A 15,582-nucleotide genomic window follows, 5' to 3' on the forward strand; every position below is an offset into this window, starting at 1 on the left:
TGAAAGTCTTTAATAAAACAATGAGGTATCATATGCGCCCTAAAGATAAGTTTGACATCAAGGCTTGCAAAAGGATCAAGGAGTGCAACGATGAGGAATTAATTGAGATGGGAGAATGGCTCTCTGGGTGGTTGGGAGATGCCAACTTTCCTATTTTTAGCGAAATTGTTGAAATCTTTGTAGAAAGACAAGATACATTACTTCCATTCGTTTCAAATATTTTTTACTCAAATGATAGTATATGCATTTATTGGGTTTTACTTGAACTTTATCCAAAATTATCCTATCAAAACCAAGTAGCCTTAGCTATTGATTTGGAACATTGTCTTCATAATATTTCAGAAAAATTAACATTGGATGAAGATGATGAGAACCTTAAAGAAATCTTGGAAAAAGTTTTAAATTAAGTTAGATACATATTTAATGATTTTGAAATAATGTTTTGTCGGAGAAGGTGCCTTTCAAAGGGTCTTACTTATTCGATGTATTTTGAACTTTCAAATAGCCTCATATTTGCATTTTTTCATTAAACGGAAACTATATTTCTCTTTCGTTTTATCCGATATAAAAAGCCGTCTGAAGAAGTTTTCAGACGGCCTTTAGCTATTCTATTTTTAAGTAGAAATTAGCGGGCAGAGCAAGAAGTTTCTACTTTGTTGCCGTATGGGTCAGTGAAGCCGAAGAATGCTTCGCTGCCTTTTTGATGCCATTCGGCACCTTTGCCGAACAAGCCTTGGTTGGCAACATAGCGTTCGCCTGAACCTGCAACGGCAGAAGACAGGGTGGCAACTTTGTCGTCAAGGCGCAATTCAACTTGATCGGTGCTCAGGTTGCGGATTTGTACAGACAGGCCGTTTTCGCAGCTGAATGATTGAACACGGGCATCATGATCGTGTGCACGGCCGTGGTCATGATTGTGCTCGTGACGGTGACCATGGTCATGTTGATGGGCTTCGGGTGCGGCGCAGGCAGCGAGGCTCATGGCGGCGGCAATTGCAAGCAGGGCTTTTACTTTCATTTTTGACTCCTATGGTCAGTGTTGAAGGGAGAATGTAGCGGCATGTTATAAATATCTTTATGGCTTCACAATAGGGATAACCATTATTTACTTTTTCTTCCTGTTTTTGGGAGTATGGCAGGATTCGTTGTAGTTTTGATATGAATGATTAATGCCGTTTGAAAAAAAAGCCGCACTTGCGCTAGAGGTAAACGAAAGTGCGGAAAATTCAGAGAGTTACATTGAAATATGGGTTGGGCCGCTTAACGCTGGCGTGCTTTAAAGCGTGGGTTGCTCTTGCAAATAACGTACACTTTGCCTTTTCGGCGGACAATTTGGCAGTCGCGGTGTCGTTTTTTTGCAGTTTTCAGGGATGAGAGGACTTGCATCATTTATCCTTTCTGAAGGAAGACATCATGGATTGGTAACGTTGGTTGAACTTGCTGGCGCGGCCTTCGATATTGACATTGCGTTGTTTGCCTGTGTACACGGGGTGGGACGCGGAAGAAGTATCAAGCGAAAAGAGGGGATATTCTATGCCGTCTTTCCAAACCATGGTTTTGCCGTGGGTATTGGCGCATGAACGGATGAGCCATCCTTGGTCTGCGCCGCTGTCGTAAAACAGGACGGTACGATAGTTGTCCGGGTGGATATCGGGTTTCATTTCTTTCTCCAGTAAATGTTATGGTATAACATTATACTCCTAGAAAAAGAGCAGGCAAGTGTTTTTTGTTTTTCTTTATCACGGGATTGCGGCATTTTGATAAAATATGCGGTTTCAGACGGCCTTTTTTATGAGGCCGTCTGAAACATTTTGTTTTCTGATGATAGGAATATGATGTATCTGCATAAGGGTTTCAGATTGGGCGGTGCGGTAAGCAAGGTGATGCCGATTGTTCATGTATTGTCCAAGCTGGGGCTGTTGTTTTCATTGCTGTTGGCTGTGCCGACGCTGATGTCGTATTTTTATCACGACAGCGCATTTTTCGTATTTGCCTATACGGCTTTGACTGTGTTGCTGGTGTCATGCGTAACTTGGGTGCTGACGCTGCGTTTTAACCGTGAATTGCGGCCGCGCGACGGATTTACCTTGGTACTGATGCTGTGGCTGGCTTTTGCTGTCGTGGCGGCGATGCCGATTTATTTCTATATGCCGTCCATGAGTTTTACCGATGCGTTTTTTGAAGCGATGTCTGGGCTGACGACGACAGGTGCGACCGTGATTTCCGGCTTGGATACGCTGGCGCCGTCTGTAAACTTTTGGCGGCACATGCTCAACTGGCTCGGCGGCATGGGTATTATCGTGCTGGCTGTGGCGATTTTGCCGATGTTGGGCGTGGGGGGCACGCAGCTTTTCAAAGCCGAAATTCCGGGTATGGATAAAGAAAGCAAGATGGCTCCCCGTATTTCGCAAGTGGCCAAACGGCTATGGTTTGCTTATGCACTGACAACCGCCGCTGCTTTTGTGTCCTTGCATATTGCCGGCATGGGCTGGTTTGATGCCTTATGCCATGCGATGTCGGCCGTGGCTTTGGGCGGTTTTTCAACGCATGATGACAACGTTGCTTTTTTTGATTCCTTGGCAGTCGAATGGACGTTGATGTTTTTTACTGTCTGGGGCGGTATCAATTTTGCCAGCCATTTTACTGTGCTGGGCAACCGCTCTTGGCGGGTGTATTGGAAGGATGAAGAATGCCGCACCATGCTGCTGGTTTTGTCGGGCAGTATTTTGATTTCGGCATTGTATCTGTGGCAGCAGGACGTGTACCAAAGCCTTGGCGAAGCTTTGCGTTTTGTCAGCTTCAACTTTGTGTCCATCGGATTGGCCAGCGGTTTTTCCAATGCCGACTTTGCGCAATGGCCGCTGATTGTGTCGTTGTGGATGTTTTTCTTGTCGAATGTCTTGGCAAGCTCAGGCTCTATGGGAGGCGGTATTAAAAATGTGCGCGCTTTGGTGTTGTTCAAATTCAGCTTGCGCGAGATGTTGATTTTGCTGCACCCGCGTGCGGTTCGTACGGTAAAGGTCAACAACAACTCCATTCCGGATCGTATGGCGCTGACCGTTATGTCGTTCATTTTTATTTATTTTATGACGGTCATCGTATTCAGCTTTTTACTGATGGCCGCAGGCTTGGACTTTTTATCCGCCTTCACGGCAGTCATTGCCTGTATTACCAATGCCGGCCCGGGCTTGGGTGCAGTCGGTCCGTCGCATAATTATGCCGCGCTGAGCGATGTGCAGAAATGGCTGTGTGCGGCAGTGATGCTGTTGGGACGTTTGGAAATTTTTACCGTTTTAATTTTGTTTACTCCGGCATATTGGAAGAAATAAGTGTAGAAAAAGGCCGTCTGAAATTTCAGACGGCCTTTTTATAATGGCTGAATTTAAGCGTATTGCTTGAGCAGTTCTTTAAATTGTTCGCCGGTTTCAGGGTGTTTCAAACCGTAAGCTACAGTCGCTTCAAGGTAACCCAATTTGCTGCCGCAGTCATAGCGCTTGCCTTCAAATGCGTGAGCCAAGACAAACTCATGATCAAGCAGACGGGCGATACCGTCGGTCAGTTGGATTTCACCGCCGGCACCGCGGGGCAGGTTGGTCAACAAGTCAAAAATGCGCGGAGTCAGGATGTAGCGGCCGACAACAGCAAGGTTGGAAGGCGCTTCTTCCGGTTTGGGTTTTTCAACGATGTTGATAATACGTTGATAGTTTTTCAGCTGCTCGACTTCGACAATACCGTAAGAACCGGTTTGGGAAGGATCGATGGTTTCAACGCCTAAAACGCTGTTGCCGCTTTGGTTGTACACGTCAACCATTTGTTTTAGCGCGCCTTTAGGCGTATCAATCAAATCGTCTGCCAAAATAACGGCAAAAGGCTCGTTACCAACGGCTGCCTGCGCGCACAATACGGCATGACCTAAACCCAATGCTTCAGTTTGACGGATGTACATGCAGGTAATGTTGGAAGGCAGGATATCGCGAACGTGCACCAGTAGTTTGTCTTTTTGACGCAATTCCAATTCGGTTTCCAACTCGTATGCTTTGTCGAAGTGGTCTTCGATACTGCGTTTGTTACGGCCGGTGATGAATACCATTTCGGTACAGCCGGCTTCAACCGCTTCTTCAACTGCATATTGAATCAGAGGTTTGTCCACGATAGGCAGCATTTCTTTGGGGCTGGCTTTGGTTGCAGGTAGGAAACGGGTGCCCATACCGGCAACGGGAAAGACGCATTTTTTAATGGGTTTCATATTATTATCCTATTTGATTAAGGGTTATACCCCAAAAGTGTAAAGGTGTAGTCGTATGTAGTAATGATACCACATGATAAAGTATCAGTCGGTTGAAAAGGCGGATTGCTCATAGATACTGTCTTATCCCAGCAACGCCAGTAATTCTTCTTCGCTCAATACGGCTATGCCCAGCGTTTGGGCTTTTTCCAATTTACTGCCTGCTGCTTCTCCGGCGACAACGTAGTCGGTTTTTTTAGATACGCTGCCGGAAACTTTACCGCCTGCGGCTTCGATCAAGGCTTGGGCTTGGTCACGTTTGAGTGTGGGTAAAGTCCCTGTTAATACAAAGGTTTTACCTGCTACGACCTCGTTAATGCCGTCTGAAATAGTTTCATCTTGAAGATTAGACAGTGTTTGTGCAAAGAAAGTTTTCATATTTTCAAGCAGGGCTGCGTTTTGCGGTTTGCTGCGCCAGGCTTGCCAATCGGCAGGTAATGCTTTGTCAGTTTGCAGACCTTCTATGCTTTGTCCGGCGAGTTCCCACAAGGCCAGTGCTTTGGTTTCGCTGATTTTAAAATCGGGCAGACGGGCAATCCAGCGTTGCGGCTCGGCATGGCGCAGCGGCGGGATGGTAACAGCCTGGCTTTGCGGGGCAACACCTACAGCCAGCAGCTCATCTATCATCGCCTGTTGCGCTTCTTGGGCAAAAAAGTGGGCGATGGATCGGGCAACCACCGTGCCGATATCGGGCAGGCAGGCGAGGATGGGTTCGGGTGCGCGGCGGACGTGTTCGAGCGTACCGAATGCCTGCGCCAGCGTTTTGGCGGTGCGTTCGCCGACATGACGGATGCCGAGGGCAAAAAGGAAGCGCGCAAGTTCGGGCGTTTTGCTGGCTTCTATGCCTGCAAGGATGTTTTCTGCCCATTTGGTCGGCTGTTTTTTATTGTTTTTGGCAAGCAGAGTATTGCCGGTCTCGCCTTCAAAGTCTCCAATCTCACTGTTTGATGGTTCTTCTTCACTAGCTGATGCTTTGTCCGCCATTTCCTTCATTTTTTGCAGGGTCGGAATATCGAGGCGGTAGAGGTCGGCGAAATGGCGGACGAGGTCTTGGGCGACAAGCTGCTCGATTTGTTTTTGTCCAAGTCCGTCAATGTCCATGGCTTTGCGTGAGGCAAAGTGGATCAAACCTTGCGCGCGTTGTGCTTGGCAAAGCATACCGCCGCTGCACCGGGCAACCGCTTCGCCTTCTTCGCGTTCGATTTCGCTGCGGCAGATAGGGCAATGGGTGGGCAGGCGGTAGGGCTTGTGGAGCGGAACGGATTGGGTTTGGTCGGCGGACGGTGTTTCGGCAAACAAATCGTCTTGCAGGCCGTCTGAAACGGAAACATTGGTCTCCTGCATTGGTCGGCGTTCGAAAATCACGCGCACCACCTCGGGAATCACGTCTCCGGCGCGGCGTACGACAACGGTATCACCAACGCGTACGTCTTTTCGAGACACTTCATCTTGATTGTGCAGTGTAGCATTGGTTACGGTAACGCCGCCGACGAATACAGGTTGCAGGCGGGCAACTGGGGTTACTGCGCCAGTGCGCCCGATTTGTACATCAATGGCTTCGACAATGGTCAATGCTTCTTCGGCAGGGAATTTGTGGGCAATGGCCCAACGTGGTGCGCGTGAGATGAAGCCGAGTTCGCGCTGTTGCGTCAAGCTGTTGACTTTGACCACCATGCCGTCGATTTCGTATGGCAGAGTGGGGCGTTTTTGCTGCATTTGCTCGTAAAACGCCAATACTTCGTCGATATTTGGGAAGCAGCCGAAATTACCGTCAGGCAGGCTGAAGCCGAGTTCTTTACAATAGCTCAGCTCTTGCAGGTGTTCTTCTGCGATAAAACCGCCTTGTTGTCGGGCGATGGAATAGGGAAAGAAATGCAGTTTGCGCTGTGCCGTAATGCGCGAATCGAGTTGGCGTAAACTACCGGCGGCGGCATTGCGCGGATTGGCGAAAGGTTTTTGTCCGTTTTCAGCTTGTCGTGCGTTTAAAGCGGCAAAATCGGCTTTGAGCATCAATACTTCGCCGCGTATTTCGATAAGCTCGGGAATATTTTCTCCATGCAGGCGCAGAGGAATGTTGGATACGGTTTTGACGTTTTGGGTAACGTCTTCGCCTGTGGTGCCGTCGCCACGGGTTGCCGCTTGAGTCAATACGCCGTCGCGGTAGAGCAGGCTGATGGCGAGACCGTCAAATTTAGGCTCGATAACGTATTCCGGTTTTTCTCCGTTTAATCCGCCACGCACGCGTTCATCGAAAGCATACATTTCGGCATGATCGAACACGCCGTTTTCATCTTGTGGCGAGAAGGCGTTGGTCAGCGACAGCATCGGTACTTCGTGGCGTACTTCGGCAAAGCCTGCCAAAGGCTCGCCACCGACACGCTGGGTCGGGCTGTCGGGCAGTTTGAGCTCGGGATGGTTTCGCTCCAACGCTTCGAGTTCGCGGAATAATTTGTCGTATTCGGCATCGGGTACGCTGGGTGCGTCGAGGGTGTAGTATTCGTAGGCGTAGCGGTTGAGGAGGTCGGTCAGGTATTTGATACGTTGTGCGGTCAGATTCATTGTGTAATCGGAATAGAGTTTTCAGACGGCCTGATGATAGAGAGGCCGTCTGAAAATCGATGAATATTGAAGATGAAGTGATTTTACCTGAAAAAAGCGGATATGCCGTCATTGCATATCCGCTTTTTGATTGGGGAAATTTAGGAGAACAGGCGCAGGGCTTGTTTGCTGCCGGGTTTGAGGCCGACTTTAAGCATTTCTTCCTGACGGGCCAAAACGTAGTTGCGTACGTCTTTGAGCCATTGGGTGGAAACTTCTTCCATTTGGTCGTTAACCAAATCCAAGCTGAGTTGGCCGGAAAGTTTGACAGCCAAGTCCATAAATTTGTCGAAAGTTTTTTCGCCGGCCGGAACATGCGGAATATCCAGCAACATGCTGAAGCCGCGGTAGGCTTGGTTGTCCAGCAAAGGATTGGTAAACGGTTTGTTGTCCAAGGTATGGATGGAGAACAATTGAGGGTTGTTGTTGTCACCGAAGTGGAACGCGCCGTCTTCGCCCAATTTGAAACCGGTTTCTTCCACGGCGGCACGCAATTCTACGCCGCTGATGTTGGAATGGGAAACCAAGTGAATGGCGATGGTTTGGTCAACACGCGCACAGAATTGGTCGAGGGCTTGTGCGACTTCGGTGAACGCGTCCAAGTCGGTATGCAAAACTTTTCCGTCCATCAGTTGGGCAAAAGCATCAACCTGTTGGTCGAAGTGTTGCAGTTCTTCACGCGCGGCCAAACCGTTGCGGCTGACGGCTTGCAGGCCCATGACGAAGCCTTGGTAGTAAACGCCCGGAATCGGCTCGGCAACGCGGAAATGGTCGTCCATGGTGCAACCGATGATTTGGAAACGGTGGGTAGCGGAAAGGCGCGGCAGGGCGTGCAATTCTTGGGCTTGTTTCAGGGAGATGTAGGCCATGTAGTCGAAGCGCGGGTCAAACCAAGGCAATTCGACTTGAGACAATTCGTCCAGGCTGATCAATGGTACTTGTGCCACAGGCTCGGCTGCAGTTTCAACCGGAGCAGAAGCGGCTTCGGCAGGATTTATGGTAATTTCGTTGTTCAAACCGATAACGGTGTGTTGGACTTTTTCTTCTGCGGAGAAGTCGTCTTCCACGGTCAGTTCGACATCGGTTTTAAGCTGGGCAGGGTGAGCCAGTTTGGCTTTGGCCGCGTAGATTTCATCTTGTTCCTGCAGGTTGCGCAATGCCTCTTCGTTTTTTTTGTTTTTCTTGATAAACAAACCTTGGCCGCCGGTTTCTTTGCTGTCGCGGACGTGTTTGGTTTTGCTGGTCAAAAGTGCGTCCTTATCGGAATGGCCGAATTGTTCGCGCACTTGTTTGCGGTATTGGTTTTCCTGGTACATGTTGTAACCGATGACCGCCAAAAGGGCGGCGAGGGCTAAGACGATGAAAATCATGGAGTAATCACTTTTTAAAAAGGCAGCATTCCGTCTTTTTCAGGGTGCGGAATCTTGCTGCGCGGGCAGTTCGTTGGAGCCGGACTTTATGCGTCCGAATGAATAGCTGAATTATAACGAAAATAAACGGTTGTGACAGCATTATGTCTGCCAATCAGTGTTCAGGCCGTCTGAAAGTTATCCGCGCCGGACGGGAAAACCTGCTTTTTGAAGGCGAGGCCAATCGAAGAAATGTCCGGGATCGGTTTTCCTGTCCGGCGCGATGTCCTGATGACCGGTAACGGCCTGAATCGGATAATGCTCGGAAATAGCGGTCAACAAGGCTTGCAGGCTGGTGTATTGTGCCTCGGTAAAAGGCTCGAAATCGCAGCCTTCCAGTTCGATACCGATGGAAAAGGCATTGCATTTTTCTCTGCCTTGAAACGACGATATACCTGCATGATAGGCCATATCGTCGCAGGAAACGAATTGGACGGTTTCGCCCTCACGGCTGATGAAAAAATGGCTGGAGACGCGCAAGGTATGGATGATGCTGAAGAAAGGATGCTCGTCAGGGTTGATTTGGTTGGTAAACAATTTTTCCACCGCACCCGTGTTGTACTCAAAAGGAGGGAGGGAAATATTGTGGAGGACAACCAATGAGATGTTTTCATCCGGTTCGCGCGGGCTGAAATTGGGCGAATGAGTTTGGCGTGCATTCAGCCAACGGCCGTTTTGCCAAGTGTTTTTTGAAGGAGAATTCATGGTTTCAGACGGCCTTTCGGGATAGGAAAACATACGTTGGGGAATGCGGCAGGCTTAATGCGCTTGTTTTCGGTTATACTGTCGCCCGACACGTTCACAAACCAAGAATCCTACCATGTTGAAAAAATTGTTGAAATGGCTGGCCGTATTTTTGACGGCATTTGCCGCCGTGGTTGCCGCATTGTTGTTTGTTCCGAAAAACAACGGCAAGCCATACCGTATTACCATTGCTAAGAATCAAGGTATCTCTTCCGTCAGCCGTAAACTGGCTCAAGACGGCATTGTTTATAACCGTTATGTGCTGGTAGCCGCCGCGTATGTGATGGGCGTGCACAACCAACTCAATGCCGGCTCTTACCGCCTATCTGCCAAAGTATCGGCTTGGGACATTTTAAAACGCATTAAAAAAGGCCGTCCTGATTCGGTCAGCGTGCAAATTCTAGAGGGTGCGCGGTTTGCACAAATGCGCCGTATTATCGACAACACTGCCGATATTGCCCATGATACGCGCGGTTGGAGCGATGAAAAACTAATGGCCGAAGTGGCACCTGATGCCTTGAGCAGCAATCCTGAAGGACAGTTTTTCCCGGATAGTTACGAAATTGATGCCGGCGGCAGCGATCTTCAAATTTACAAAATCGCCTACCGTAAAATGCGGGAAAACCTGCAAGAAGCATGGGACGACCGTCAAAGCGGCCTGCCTTATAAAAATCCGTACGAAATGCTGATTATGGCGAGTCTGATTGAAAAAGAAACCGCACACGAAGACGACCGCGCCCATGTGGCCGCCGTATTCGTCAACCGCCTGAATATCGGCATGCGCCTGCAAACCGACCCGACTGTCATCTATGGCATGGGTGATGCGTATAAGGGCAGAATCCGCAAAGCCGACCTGCAACGCGATACGCCCTACAATACTTATACGCGCAGCGGTTTGACGCCGACACCGATTGCGCTTCCCGGTAAGGCCGCGCTTGAGGCGGCGGGTCATCCGTCTAATGAAAAATATCTGTATTTCGTCTCAAAAATGGATGGTACGGGCCTGAGCGAGTTCAGCCATAATCTTTCTGAACACAACGCCGCCGTACGCAAATATATTTTGAAGAAATAAACCGAATAGGCCGTCTGAAACATTTATAATCCCAGTTTCAGACGGCCTTTAGATTAACGATATCCATATGAAACCCAGATTTATTACCCTTGACGGCATAGACGGCGCAGGCAAATCCACCAACCTCGCCGTAATGAAAGCATGGTTTGAAAAACATAAGCTGCCCGTATTGTTTACGCGCGAACCGGGAGGCACGCCTGCCGGAGAAGCATTGCGCGAAATCCTGCTCAACCCTGCCACCCAAGTCAGCCTGCGCACCGAAACCCTGTTGATGTTTGCCGCCAGACAGCAACACTTGGAAACCGTCATTCTGCCTGCCCTGAAAAACGGCACGCATGTCGTTTCCGACCGCTTTACCGATGCAACGTTTGCCTATCAAGGCGGCGGGCGCGGCGTTCCCTTGCAAGATATTGCCACGCTTGAGCATTGGGTGCAGGGCGATTTCCGTCCCGATTTGACCTTGCTGTTGGATGTGCCTTTGGAAGTATCGATGGCGCGCATCAACCAAACGCGTGAGAAAGACCGCTTTGAACAAGAAGAAGCCGAGTTTTTCAATCGGGTGCGCGAAGTATATCTGCAACGTGCTAACGAACAGCCGGAACGCTATGCCGTCATCGACAGCAGCCAAAGTCTGGACGCGGTAAAAGATCAGATTGAAACCACGCTAGACAGTCATTTTGGATTGAATGTTTAAGTTTAAATAAAATGCCGTCTGAAAGCAGGTAGTGTGGCGAAGAAATATTATTACAGAAGTTTTTAGACATAAAACCGATTAAAACGAAATATCAAAACAAATGTAATAAATATCGGTATGCGCCACCAAAAGAACATGATAAAATTACGGCCTGTTACAAAGCCGGTCTGTTAACAAACCGACTTTAGAAGTTTAAATGTCTGAAGCAGCCCGTTTCAGACTTGTTCGCTGTAAAATCTCTCTCTCGCAAACAGGATCGACAAATGGAAAATTCATTAAAAGAAGCCGCCCTGCAGTTCCACGAATTCCCCGTGCCGGGCAAAATCTCCGTTACCCCAACCAAATCTTTGGCCACTTCTAAAGATTTGGCGTTGGCGTACTCTCCGGGCGTAGCCGCTCCTTGTATGGAAATCCATGCCGATCCGCAAACTGCCTACAAATACACTGCCAAAGGCAATTTGGTTGCCGTGATTTCCAACGGTACAGCAGTGTTGGGTTTGGGCAACATCGGCGCATTGGCCGGTAAACCTGTAATGGAAGGCAAAGGCGTATTGTTCAAAAAATTCGCCGGTGTTGACGTATTCGATATCGAAATCGATGAAAAAGACCCGCAAAAATTGGTAGACATCATCGCTTCTTTGGAACCGACTTTCGGCGGCATCAACCTCGAAGACATCAAAGCGCCTGAGTGCTTCTACATCGAACGCGAATTGCGCAAACGTTGCAAAATCCCTGTATTCCACGACGACCAACACGGTACCGCCATCATCACCGCCGCCGCCGTATTGAATGCCCTGCGTTATACCGGCCGTAAAATCGAAGAAGCGACTTTGGTGTGCTCCGGCGCAGGTGCGGCCGCGATTGCCTGCTTGAACCAATTGCTGGATTTGGGTCTGAAACGCGAAAACGTGACCGTTTGCGACTCCAAAGGCGTGATTTACAAAACCCGCGAAGACAAAGACCGTATGGACGAGTCCAAACAGTTCTACGCCATTGAAGACAACGGCCAACGCGTATTGGCCGATGCCGTTAAAGGTAAAGACATCTTCTTGGGTCTGTCCGGCGCAAACCTGCTGACGCCTGAAATGCTGAACACCATGAACGAAAAACCAATCGTGTTCGCCATGGCAAACCCGAATCCGGAAATCCTGCCTCCGTTGGCAAAAGAAACCCGTCCGGATGTGGTCATCGGTACAGGCCGTTCAGACTTCCCGAACCAAGTGAACAACGTATTGTGCTTCCCATTCATCTTCCGTGGCGCATTGGATGTCGGCGCGACCACCATCAACGAAGAAATGAAACGCGCCTGCGTGTATGCTTTGGCTGACTTGGCAATGGAAGAGGTAACTGAAGAAGTGGTTGCCGCTTACGGTAAGAAATTTGAATTCGGTGCGGAATACCTGATTCCTACCCCATTCGATTCCCGCCTGTTGCCTCGCGTTGCTACAGCTACTGCTAAAGCGGCAATGGAAAGCGGCGTGGCTACCCGTCCAATCGCCGATTTGGATGCGTATGCTGCTAAACTGGCCGGTTTGAAATTGTAATCCGGTAAGTAGTGTTTGATTGAAAATGCCGTCTGAAAGTTGTATTTCAGACGGCATTTTTGTTTGTCGCATATTTTATAGAGAGCTTAATGAAACGGCTGGAATGATGAACATGGTAAGCTGCCGATTCAAAATGGGTGTGGAAATATAAATTGCTTTCTAAAATAGGTTGCTTATTTTTGAGCCGATTTGATTTTGCAGAATTGGTATGGGTTTTAAATACAACATTTTTACCAGTCTTTAAAAAAATATCAGGCCGTCTGAAATTGGGTTTTCAGACGGCCTGAGTGAATGAAACGGTTTATTTTTGCCAATAGGTTTTGACGTTGACGAATTCGTACAGTCCGAATTCGGATAGCTCCCGTCCGTAGCCTGAAGCTTTGACGCCGCCAAAGGGGAGGCGCAAGTCGCTGCTGGTGTGGCGGTTGATAAAGACAGAGCCTGCTTGGATTTTTTCGGCGTATTTCCATGCATTTGCCGTGTCGGCTGTGTAGATACAGGCGCCGAGGCCGAAAGGTATGTCATTGGCAAGCGCAACGGCGTGATCCGGATTTTCGGCGCGTAAGATCATGGCAACCGGGCCAAAGACTTCTTCATGCCAAACGCGGCAGTTTGGATTGACTCGATCCAAGACGGTAGCCGGGTAAAACCAGCTTTGTCCATCAGGAATATAGCCGCCGATCAAACATTGCGCGCCGTGTGCAACTGCATCTTGGACCTGCTCATGCACGTTTTGGCGCAGGTCTTGGCGGTGAAGCGGAGCAAGGGTGGTGTTTGGGTCTTTAGGGTTGCCGGTTTGCAGTTTGGCACACTCGGCAAGGAAGAGCGGGATAAATTGTTCGGCAATATCTTCGGTAACAATGATGCGTTTGGCAGCGTTGCAGGATTGTCCGGCATCACGGAAGCGTGAATAGCAGGCATCGATGGCGGCACGTTGGAGGTCGGCATCGGGCAGGATGATAAACGGATTGCTGCCGCCCAGTTCAAGGACGGTTTTTTTCAGATGTTTGCCTGCATGGGCAGCCAGCAGTCGGCCGGTATGGGTCGAACCGGTGAATGCCATGGCATTGGTATCTTCGATGGCTTTAAGCGTGTCTTCATGGTTTAGCCATGCGCCGATAAGCGGCAAACCTTTTGGGACGAGGCTGAAGAGGGTTTCGCTGACGCGGGCGACACTGGGCGCAGGTTTGACCGCGCAGGCATTGCCGGCGCACAGGGCAGGGATGGCAAATCGTAAAATCTGCCAAACAGGATAGTTCCACGGCATGACTGCCAAAACAACACCTAAAGGCTCGAAGCGGACTTGGCTGAGGCTGGCTTGGGTGGCGATGGTTTTATGGGAGAGCAGTTCGGGTGCAAGGCGGACGTAGTAGCGGATAAGCTCGATGGATTTGCTGATTTCGGCGCGGCATTCGTGCAGGCAGCGGCCGACTTCTTCGCAAACCATTTCGGCGAGGCGTTCTTGGTTTTGGGCGAGGCTGTCGGCAAATTGCTGTAAGAGGGCGGTGCGCTCGATAATGCTTGATTGTGCGAAGGTTTGCTGAAGGGTTTGGAGGAGGTTTAATTCGTCGGTAAATTCGGTGTAGCTTTGTGCCGGTCGGCGGCAAATGGTTTCACTGGTAAAGACATGGGTGCTGTGAAACATGGTTGGGCTCCTTTGTTTTTATGTTTTTATGAGGCCGTCTGAAAATGTTTCAGACGGCCTTTTATTGTGATGATTGTACTTCAAGCGACCAGTTGGGGAAAAATAGATTTTAAACCGGCAACAATAATCTCTACGGAAATGGCGGCAAGCATCATGCCCATAATGCGGTTGAGGATGGTCAGGCCGGTCGTGCCCAAGCGTTTGCTGATGCGTCCGGCAACGATCAGGATGAGATAGCAAATCAGGCTGACCAGAAAGCCGGAGATGATAATCAGGGCAATATCGCTGTAATTTTTGGCGGCAGAGGAGTAAATGATGACGGTAGAAATACCGCCGGGACCGATGGTAATCGGAATGGCAATGGGGACGACGGCAATGGCTTTTTCATTGCGGCGGACTTGTTGCGCATGGTGATGCTCTTCTGAATTGGGGTCGATTTTGGGCTTGGCCGGATTGTCGTTGCCGTTCATCAAGGAGATGGCAATCAATAAAACCAAAATGCCGCCGCCGACTTGGAAAGAGCCTACGCTGATGCCGAGTACTTTCAATAAGATACCGCCGCTCAGTGCAAAGACGACAATCACGATGAAAACGGCCAGTGCGGCAGTACGCGCAATTCTGCGTTTTTCTTTGGTGCTGTGGTCTTGCGTCAGGTCAAGATAAATCGAGAGTGCGCTGAAGGGGTTGATCAGTACAAGAAGTGCAACGAGAAGTTTGCCGATTTCTACACCTAATTCCATATTATTCCTTGCTTTCAGTCAGATCGTCGTTGTCCATATTGCGATGGCGGAGGTTTTTATGTTCGTTGGCGATACCCATCAACAGGGCCAGCACCACCATGATGGAAAGCGTAGCCGTACCGCCGTAGCTGACCAGGGGAAGGGGGACGCCGACAACGGGCAAAATACCGCTGACCATGCCCATGTTTACAAAGGCGTAGCAGAAGAAGGTCATGGTCAATGCGCCTGCCAAAGTACGGCTGTAAAGGGATTGCGCTTGTGCGGCAATCCATAATCCGCGTGCCAAAATGATAAGGTAAACCAGCAGCAAAAGGATATTGCCGATCAGACCGAACTCTTCGCCGAATACTGCGAAAATAAAGTCAGTCGTTGATTCGGGAATATAGTCCAAATGGGTTTGTGTGCCGTTGAGCCAGCCCTTACCCCATACGCCGCCAGAGCCGATGGCAATCATGGATTGAATGATGTGGTAGCCTGCGCCTAACGGGTCTTTGGTCGGGTCGAGCAGGGTAAGGACGCGGGTTTTCTGGTAGTCGTGCATGCCGTAGTTCCACAAGAGCGGCAGGGCGGCCACAAAGGCAATAATAGCGGCAAAAATGGCTTTCCAGGGCAATCCGGCAAAAAAGATGACAAAAATGCCCGAAGCCATAATCAGCGCGGCCGTACCGAGGTCGGGCTGCTTCAAAATCAGGGCGACAGGAACAAGAATCAGTACGAGGGCGATAATATAATGTATCCATTTCAGACGGCCTTCATAGCGTTGGAAATACCACGCGACAGTCATGGGAATACCGATTTTCATGATTTCGGAAGGTTGGATACGGGTAAAGCCGAGGCTCAGCCAACGGGTC

At 49.5% G+C, this 15,582-nt stretch carries 15 protein-coding genes; 5 read left to right on the forward strand and 10 right to left on the reverse strand.

The genetic code is table 11. From position 1 onward, the window contains the following. The first annotated feature begins 32 nt into the window (after window positions 1-32). The gene (locus tag ACTHUT_RS03535; protein WP_440386209.1) at window positions 33-407 is read left to right on the forward strand and encodes a DUF5071 domain-containing protein; all 375 of its coding nucleotides are present in this window, start codon (window positions 33-35) and stop codon (window positions 405-407) included. Window positions 408-625: 218 nt separating this feature from the next. Here ACTHUT_RS03535 and ACTHUT_RS03540 read toward each other — a convergent pair whose 3' ends face one another. The 3 genes from ACTHUT_RS03540 to ACTHUT_RS03550 form a co-directional block, all read right to left on the reverse strand. Continuing rightward, window positions 626-1,018 (reverse strand): MliC family protein, encoded by a 393-nt coding sequence (locus ACTHUT_RS03540; protein WP_070822369.1) that lies wholly within the window; start codon window positions 1,016-1,018, stop codon window positions 626-628. Between the two features lie 242 nt (window positions 1,019-1,260). Then, on the reverse strand, window positions 1,261-1,386 hold the full coding sequence (ykgO, locus tag ACTHUT_RS03545; protein ID WP_003685279.1) for a type B 50S ribosomal protein L36: 126 nt from the start codon (window positions 1,384-1,386) through the stop codon (window positions 1,261-1,263). Continuing rightward, the gene (locus ACTHUT_RS03550) at window positions 1,386-1,661 is read right to left on the reverse strand and encodes a type B 50S ribosomal protein L31 (RefSeq protein ID WP_003747294.1); all 276 of its coding nucleotides are present in this window, start codon (window positions 1,659-1,661) and stop codon (window positions 1,386-1,388) included. The genes ykgO and ACTHUT_RS03550 overlap by 1 nt, the downstream gene beginning before the upstream one ends. Window positions 1,662-1,832: 171 nt before the next feature. On the opposite strand from ACTHUT_RS03550, the gene ACTHUT_RS03555 reads away from it, so the two are divergent. Further along, the gene (locus ACTHUT_RS03555) at window positions 1,833-3,329 is read left to right on the forward strand and encodes a TrkH family potassium uptake protein (protein ID WP_440386210.1); all 1,497 of its coding nucleotides are present in this window, start codon (window positions 1,833-1,835) and stop codon (window positions 3,327-3,329) included. A 53-nt stretch (window positions 3,330-3,382) separates the two neighbouring features. On the opposite strand, the gene galU is transcribed toward ACTHUT_RS03555, so the two are convergent. The 4 genes from galU to ampD all read right to left on the reverse strand — a co-directional run bounded on the left by galU (window position 3,383) and on the right by ampD (window position 8,997). After that, a complete protein-coding gene (galU, locus tag ACTHUT_RS03560) occupies window positions 3,383-4,246 on the reverse strand; it encodes a UTP--glucose-1-phosphate uridylyltransferase GalU (protein WP_440386211.1) in 864 nt (287 codons plus the stop codon). Window positions 4,247-4,369: 123 nt separating this feature from the next. Further along, window positions 4,370-6,844: an NAD-dependent DNA ligase LigA gene (gene ligA / locus ACTHUT_RS03565; RefSeq protein WP_440386212.1), complete on the reverse strand. Its 2,475-nt coding sequence runs from the start codon at window positions 6,842-6,844 to the stop codon at window positions 4,370-4,372. A gap of 140 nt (window positions 6,845-6,984) precedes the next feature. Continuing rightward, window positions 6,985-8,253, reverse strand: a complete 1,269-nt coding sequence (locus tag ACTHUT_RS03570) for a cell division protein ZipA C-terminal FtsZ-binding domain-containing protein (RefSeq protein ID WP_440386213.1) — start codon at window positions 8,251-8,253, stop codon at window positions 6,985-6,987. 177 nt (window positions 8,254-8,430) lie between these two features. Then, a complete protein-coding gene (ampD, locus tag ACTHUT_RS03575; protein ID WP_440386214.1) occupies window positions 8,431-8,997 on the reverse strand; it encodes a 1,6-anhydro-N-acetylmuramyl-L-alanine amidase AmpD in 567 nt (188 codons plus the stop codon). Between the two features lie 115 nt (window positions 8,998-9,112). Here ampD and mltG point away from each other — a divergent pair, with 115 nt between their 5' ends. The 3 genes from mltG (at window position 9,113) to ACTHUT_RS03590 (ending at window position 12,346) form a co-directional block, all read left to right on the forward strand. Beyond that, complete coding sequence (gene mltG / locus ACTHUT_RS03580) at window positions 9,113-10,108, forward strand: endolytic transglycosylase MltG (RefSeq protein ID WP_440386215.1); 996 nt, start codon at window positions 9,113-9,115, stop codon at window positions 10,106-10,108. A 67-nt stretch (window positions 10,109-10,175) separates the two neighbouring features. Beyond that, window positions 10,176-10,802 carry a dTMP kinase gene (gene tmk, locus ACTHUT_RS03585; protein ID WP_440386216.1) on the forward strand — a complete coding sequence of 209 codons (627 nt, stop codon included), beginning with the start codon at window positions 10,176-10,178 and terminating at the stop codon, window positions 10,800-10,802. Window positions 10,803-11,065: 263 nt separating this feature from the next. Continuing rightward, complete coding sequence (locus ACTHUT_RS03590) at window positions 11,066-12,346, forward strand: malic enzyme-like NAD(P)-binding protein (protein WP_004520118.1); 1,281 nt, start codon at window positions 11,066-11,068, stop codon at window positions 12,344-12,346. Between the two features lie 301 nt (window positions 12,347-12,647). Here the strand turns inward: ACTHUT_RS03590 and ACTHUT_RS03595 are convergent, their stop codons facing one another. The 3 genes from ACTHUT_RS03595 to rodA form a co-directional block, all read right to left on the reverse strand. Further along, window positions 12,648-13,991 (reverse strand): aldehyde dehydrogenase family protein, encoded by a 1,344-nt coding sequence (locus tag ACTHUT_RS03595; RefSeq protein ID WP_440386217.1) that lies wholly within the window; start codon window positions 13,989-13,991, stop codon window positions 12,648-12,650. Between the two features lie 80 nt (window positions 13,992-14,071). Next, window positions 14,072-14,731, reverse strand: a complete 660-nt coding sequence (locus ACTHUT_RS03600; RefSeq protein WP_036490425.1) for a MarC family protein — start codon at window positions 14,729-14,731, stop codon at window positions 14,072-14,074. Window position 14,732: 1 nt separating this feature from the next. Further along, on the reverse strand, window positions 14,733-15,582 hold an 850-nt coding region (gene rodA / locus ACTHUT_RS03605), incomplete at its 5' end, for a rod shape-determining protein RodA (RefSeq protein ID WP_440418676.1).

Source organism: Neisseria sp. P0022.S010 (assembly GCF_051956635.1).

What these genes read in the sequence shown, in the direction of transcription:
- ykgO (WP_003685279.1), bottom strand. Translation starts at nt 1,386, where the DNA reads ATGCAAGTCCTCTCATCCCTGAAAACTGCAAAAAAACGACACCGCGAC.
- ligA (WP_440386212.1), bottom strand. Translation starts at nt 6,844, where the DNA reads ATGAATCTGACCGCACAACGTATCAAATACCTGACCGACCTCCTCAAC.
- ACTHUT_RS03550 (WP_003747294.1), bottom strand. Translation starts at nt 1,661, where the DNA reads ATGAAACCCGATATCCACCCGGACAACTATCGTACCGTCCTGTTTTAC.
- galU (WP_440386211.1), bottom strand. Translation starts at nt 4,246, where the DNA reads ATGAAACCCATTAAAAAATGCGTCTTTCCCGTTGCCGGTATGGGCACC.
- ACTHUT_RS03570 (WP_440386213.1), bottom strand. Translation starts at nt 8,253, where the DNA reads ATGATTTTCATCGTCTTAGCCCTCGCCGCCCTTTTGGCGGTCATCGGT.
- tmk (WP_440386216.1), top strand. Translation starts at nt 10,176, where the DNA reads ATGAAACCCAGATTTATTACCCTTGACGGCATAGACGGCGCAGGCAAA.
- ACTHUT_RS03535 (WP_440386209.1), top strand. Translation starts at nt 33, where the DNA reads ATGCGCCCTAAAGATAAGTTTGACATCAAGGCTTGCAAAAGGATCAAG.
- mltG (WP_440386215.1), top strand. Translation starts at nt 9,113, where the DNA reads ATGTTGAAAAAATTGTTGAAATGGCTGGCCGTATTTTTGACGGCATTT.
- ACTHUT_RS03595 (WP_440386217.1), bottom strand. Translation starts at nt 13,991, where the DNA reads ATGTTTCACAGCACCCATGTCTTTACCAGTGAAACCATTTGCCGCCGA.
- ACTHUT_RS03600 (WP_036490425.1), bottom strand. Translation starts at nt 14,731, where the DNA reads ATGGAATTAGGTGTAGAAATCGGCAAACTTCTCGTTGCACTTCTTGTA.
- ACTHUT_RS03590 (WP_004520118.1), top strand. Translation starts at nt 11,066, where the DNA reads ATGGAAAATTCATTAAAAGAAGCCGCCCTGCAGTTCCACGAATTCCCC.
- ACTHUT_RS03555 (WP_440386210.1), top strand. Translation starts at nt 1,833, where the DNA reads ATGATGTATCTGCATAAGGGTTTCAGATTGGGCGGTGCGGTAAGCAAG.
- ampD (WP_440386214.1), bottom strand. Translation starts at nt 8,997, where the DNA reads ATGAATTCTCCTTCAAAAAACACTTGGCAAAACGGCCGTTGGCTGAAT.
- ACTHUT_RS03540 (WP_070822369.1), bottom strand. Translation starts at nt 1,018, where the DNA reads ATGAAAGTAAAAGCCCTGCTTGCAATTGCCGCCGCCATGAGCCTCGCT.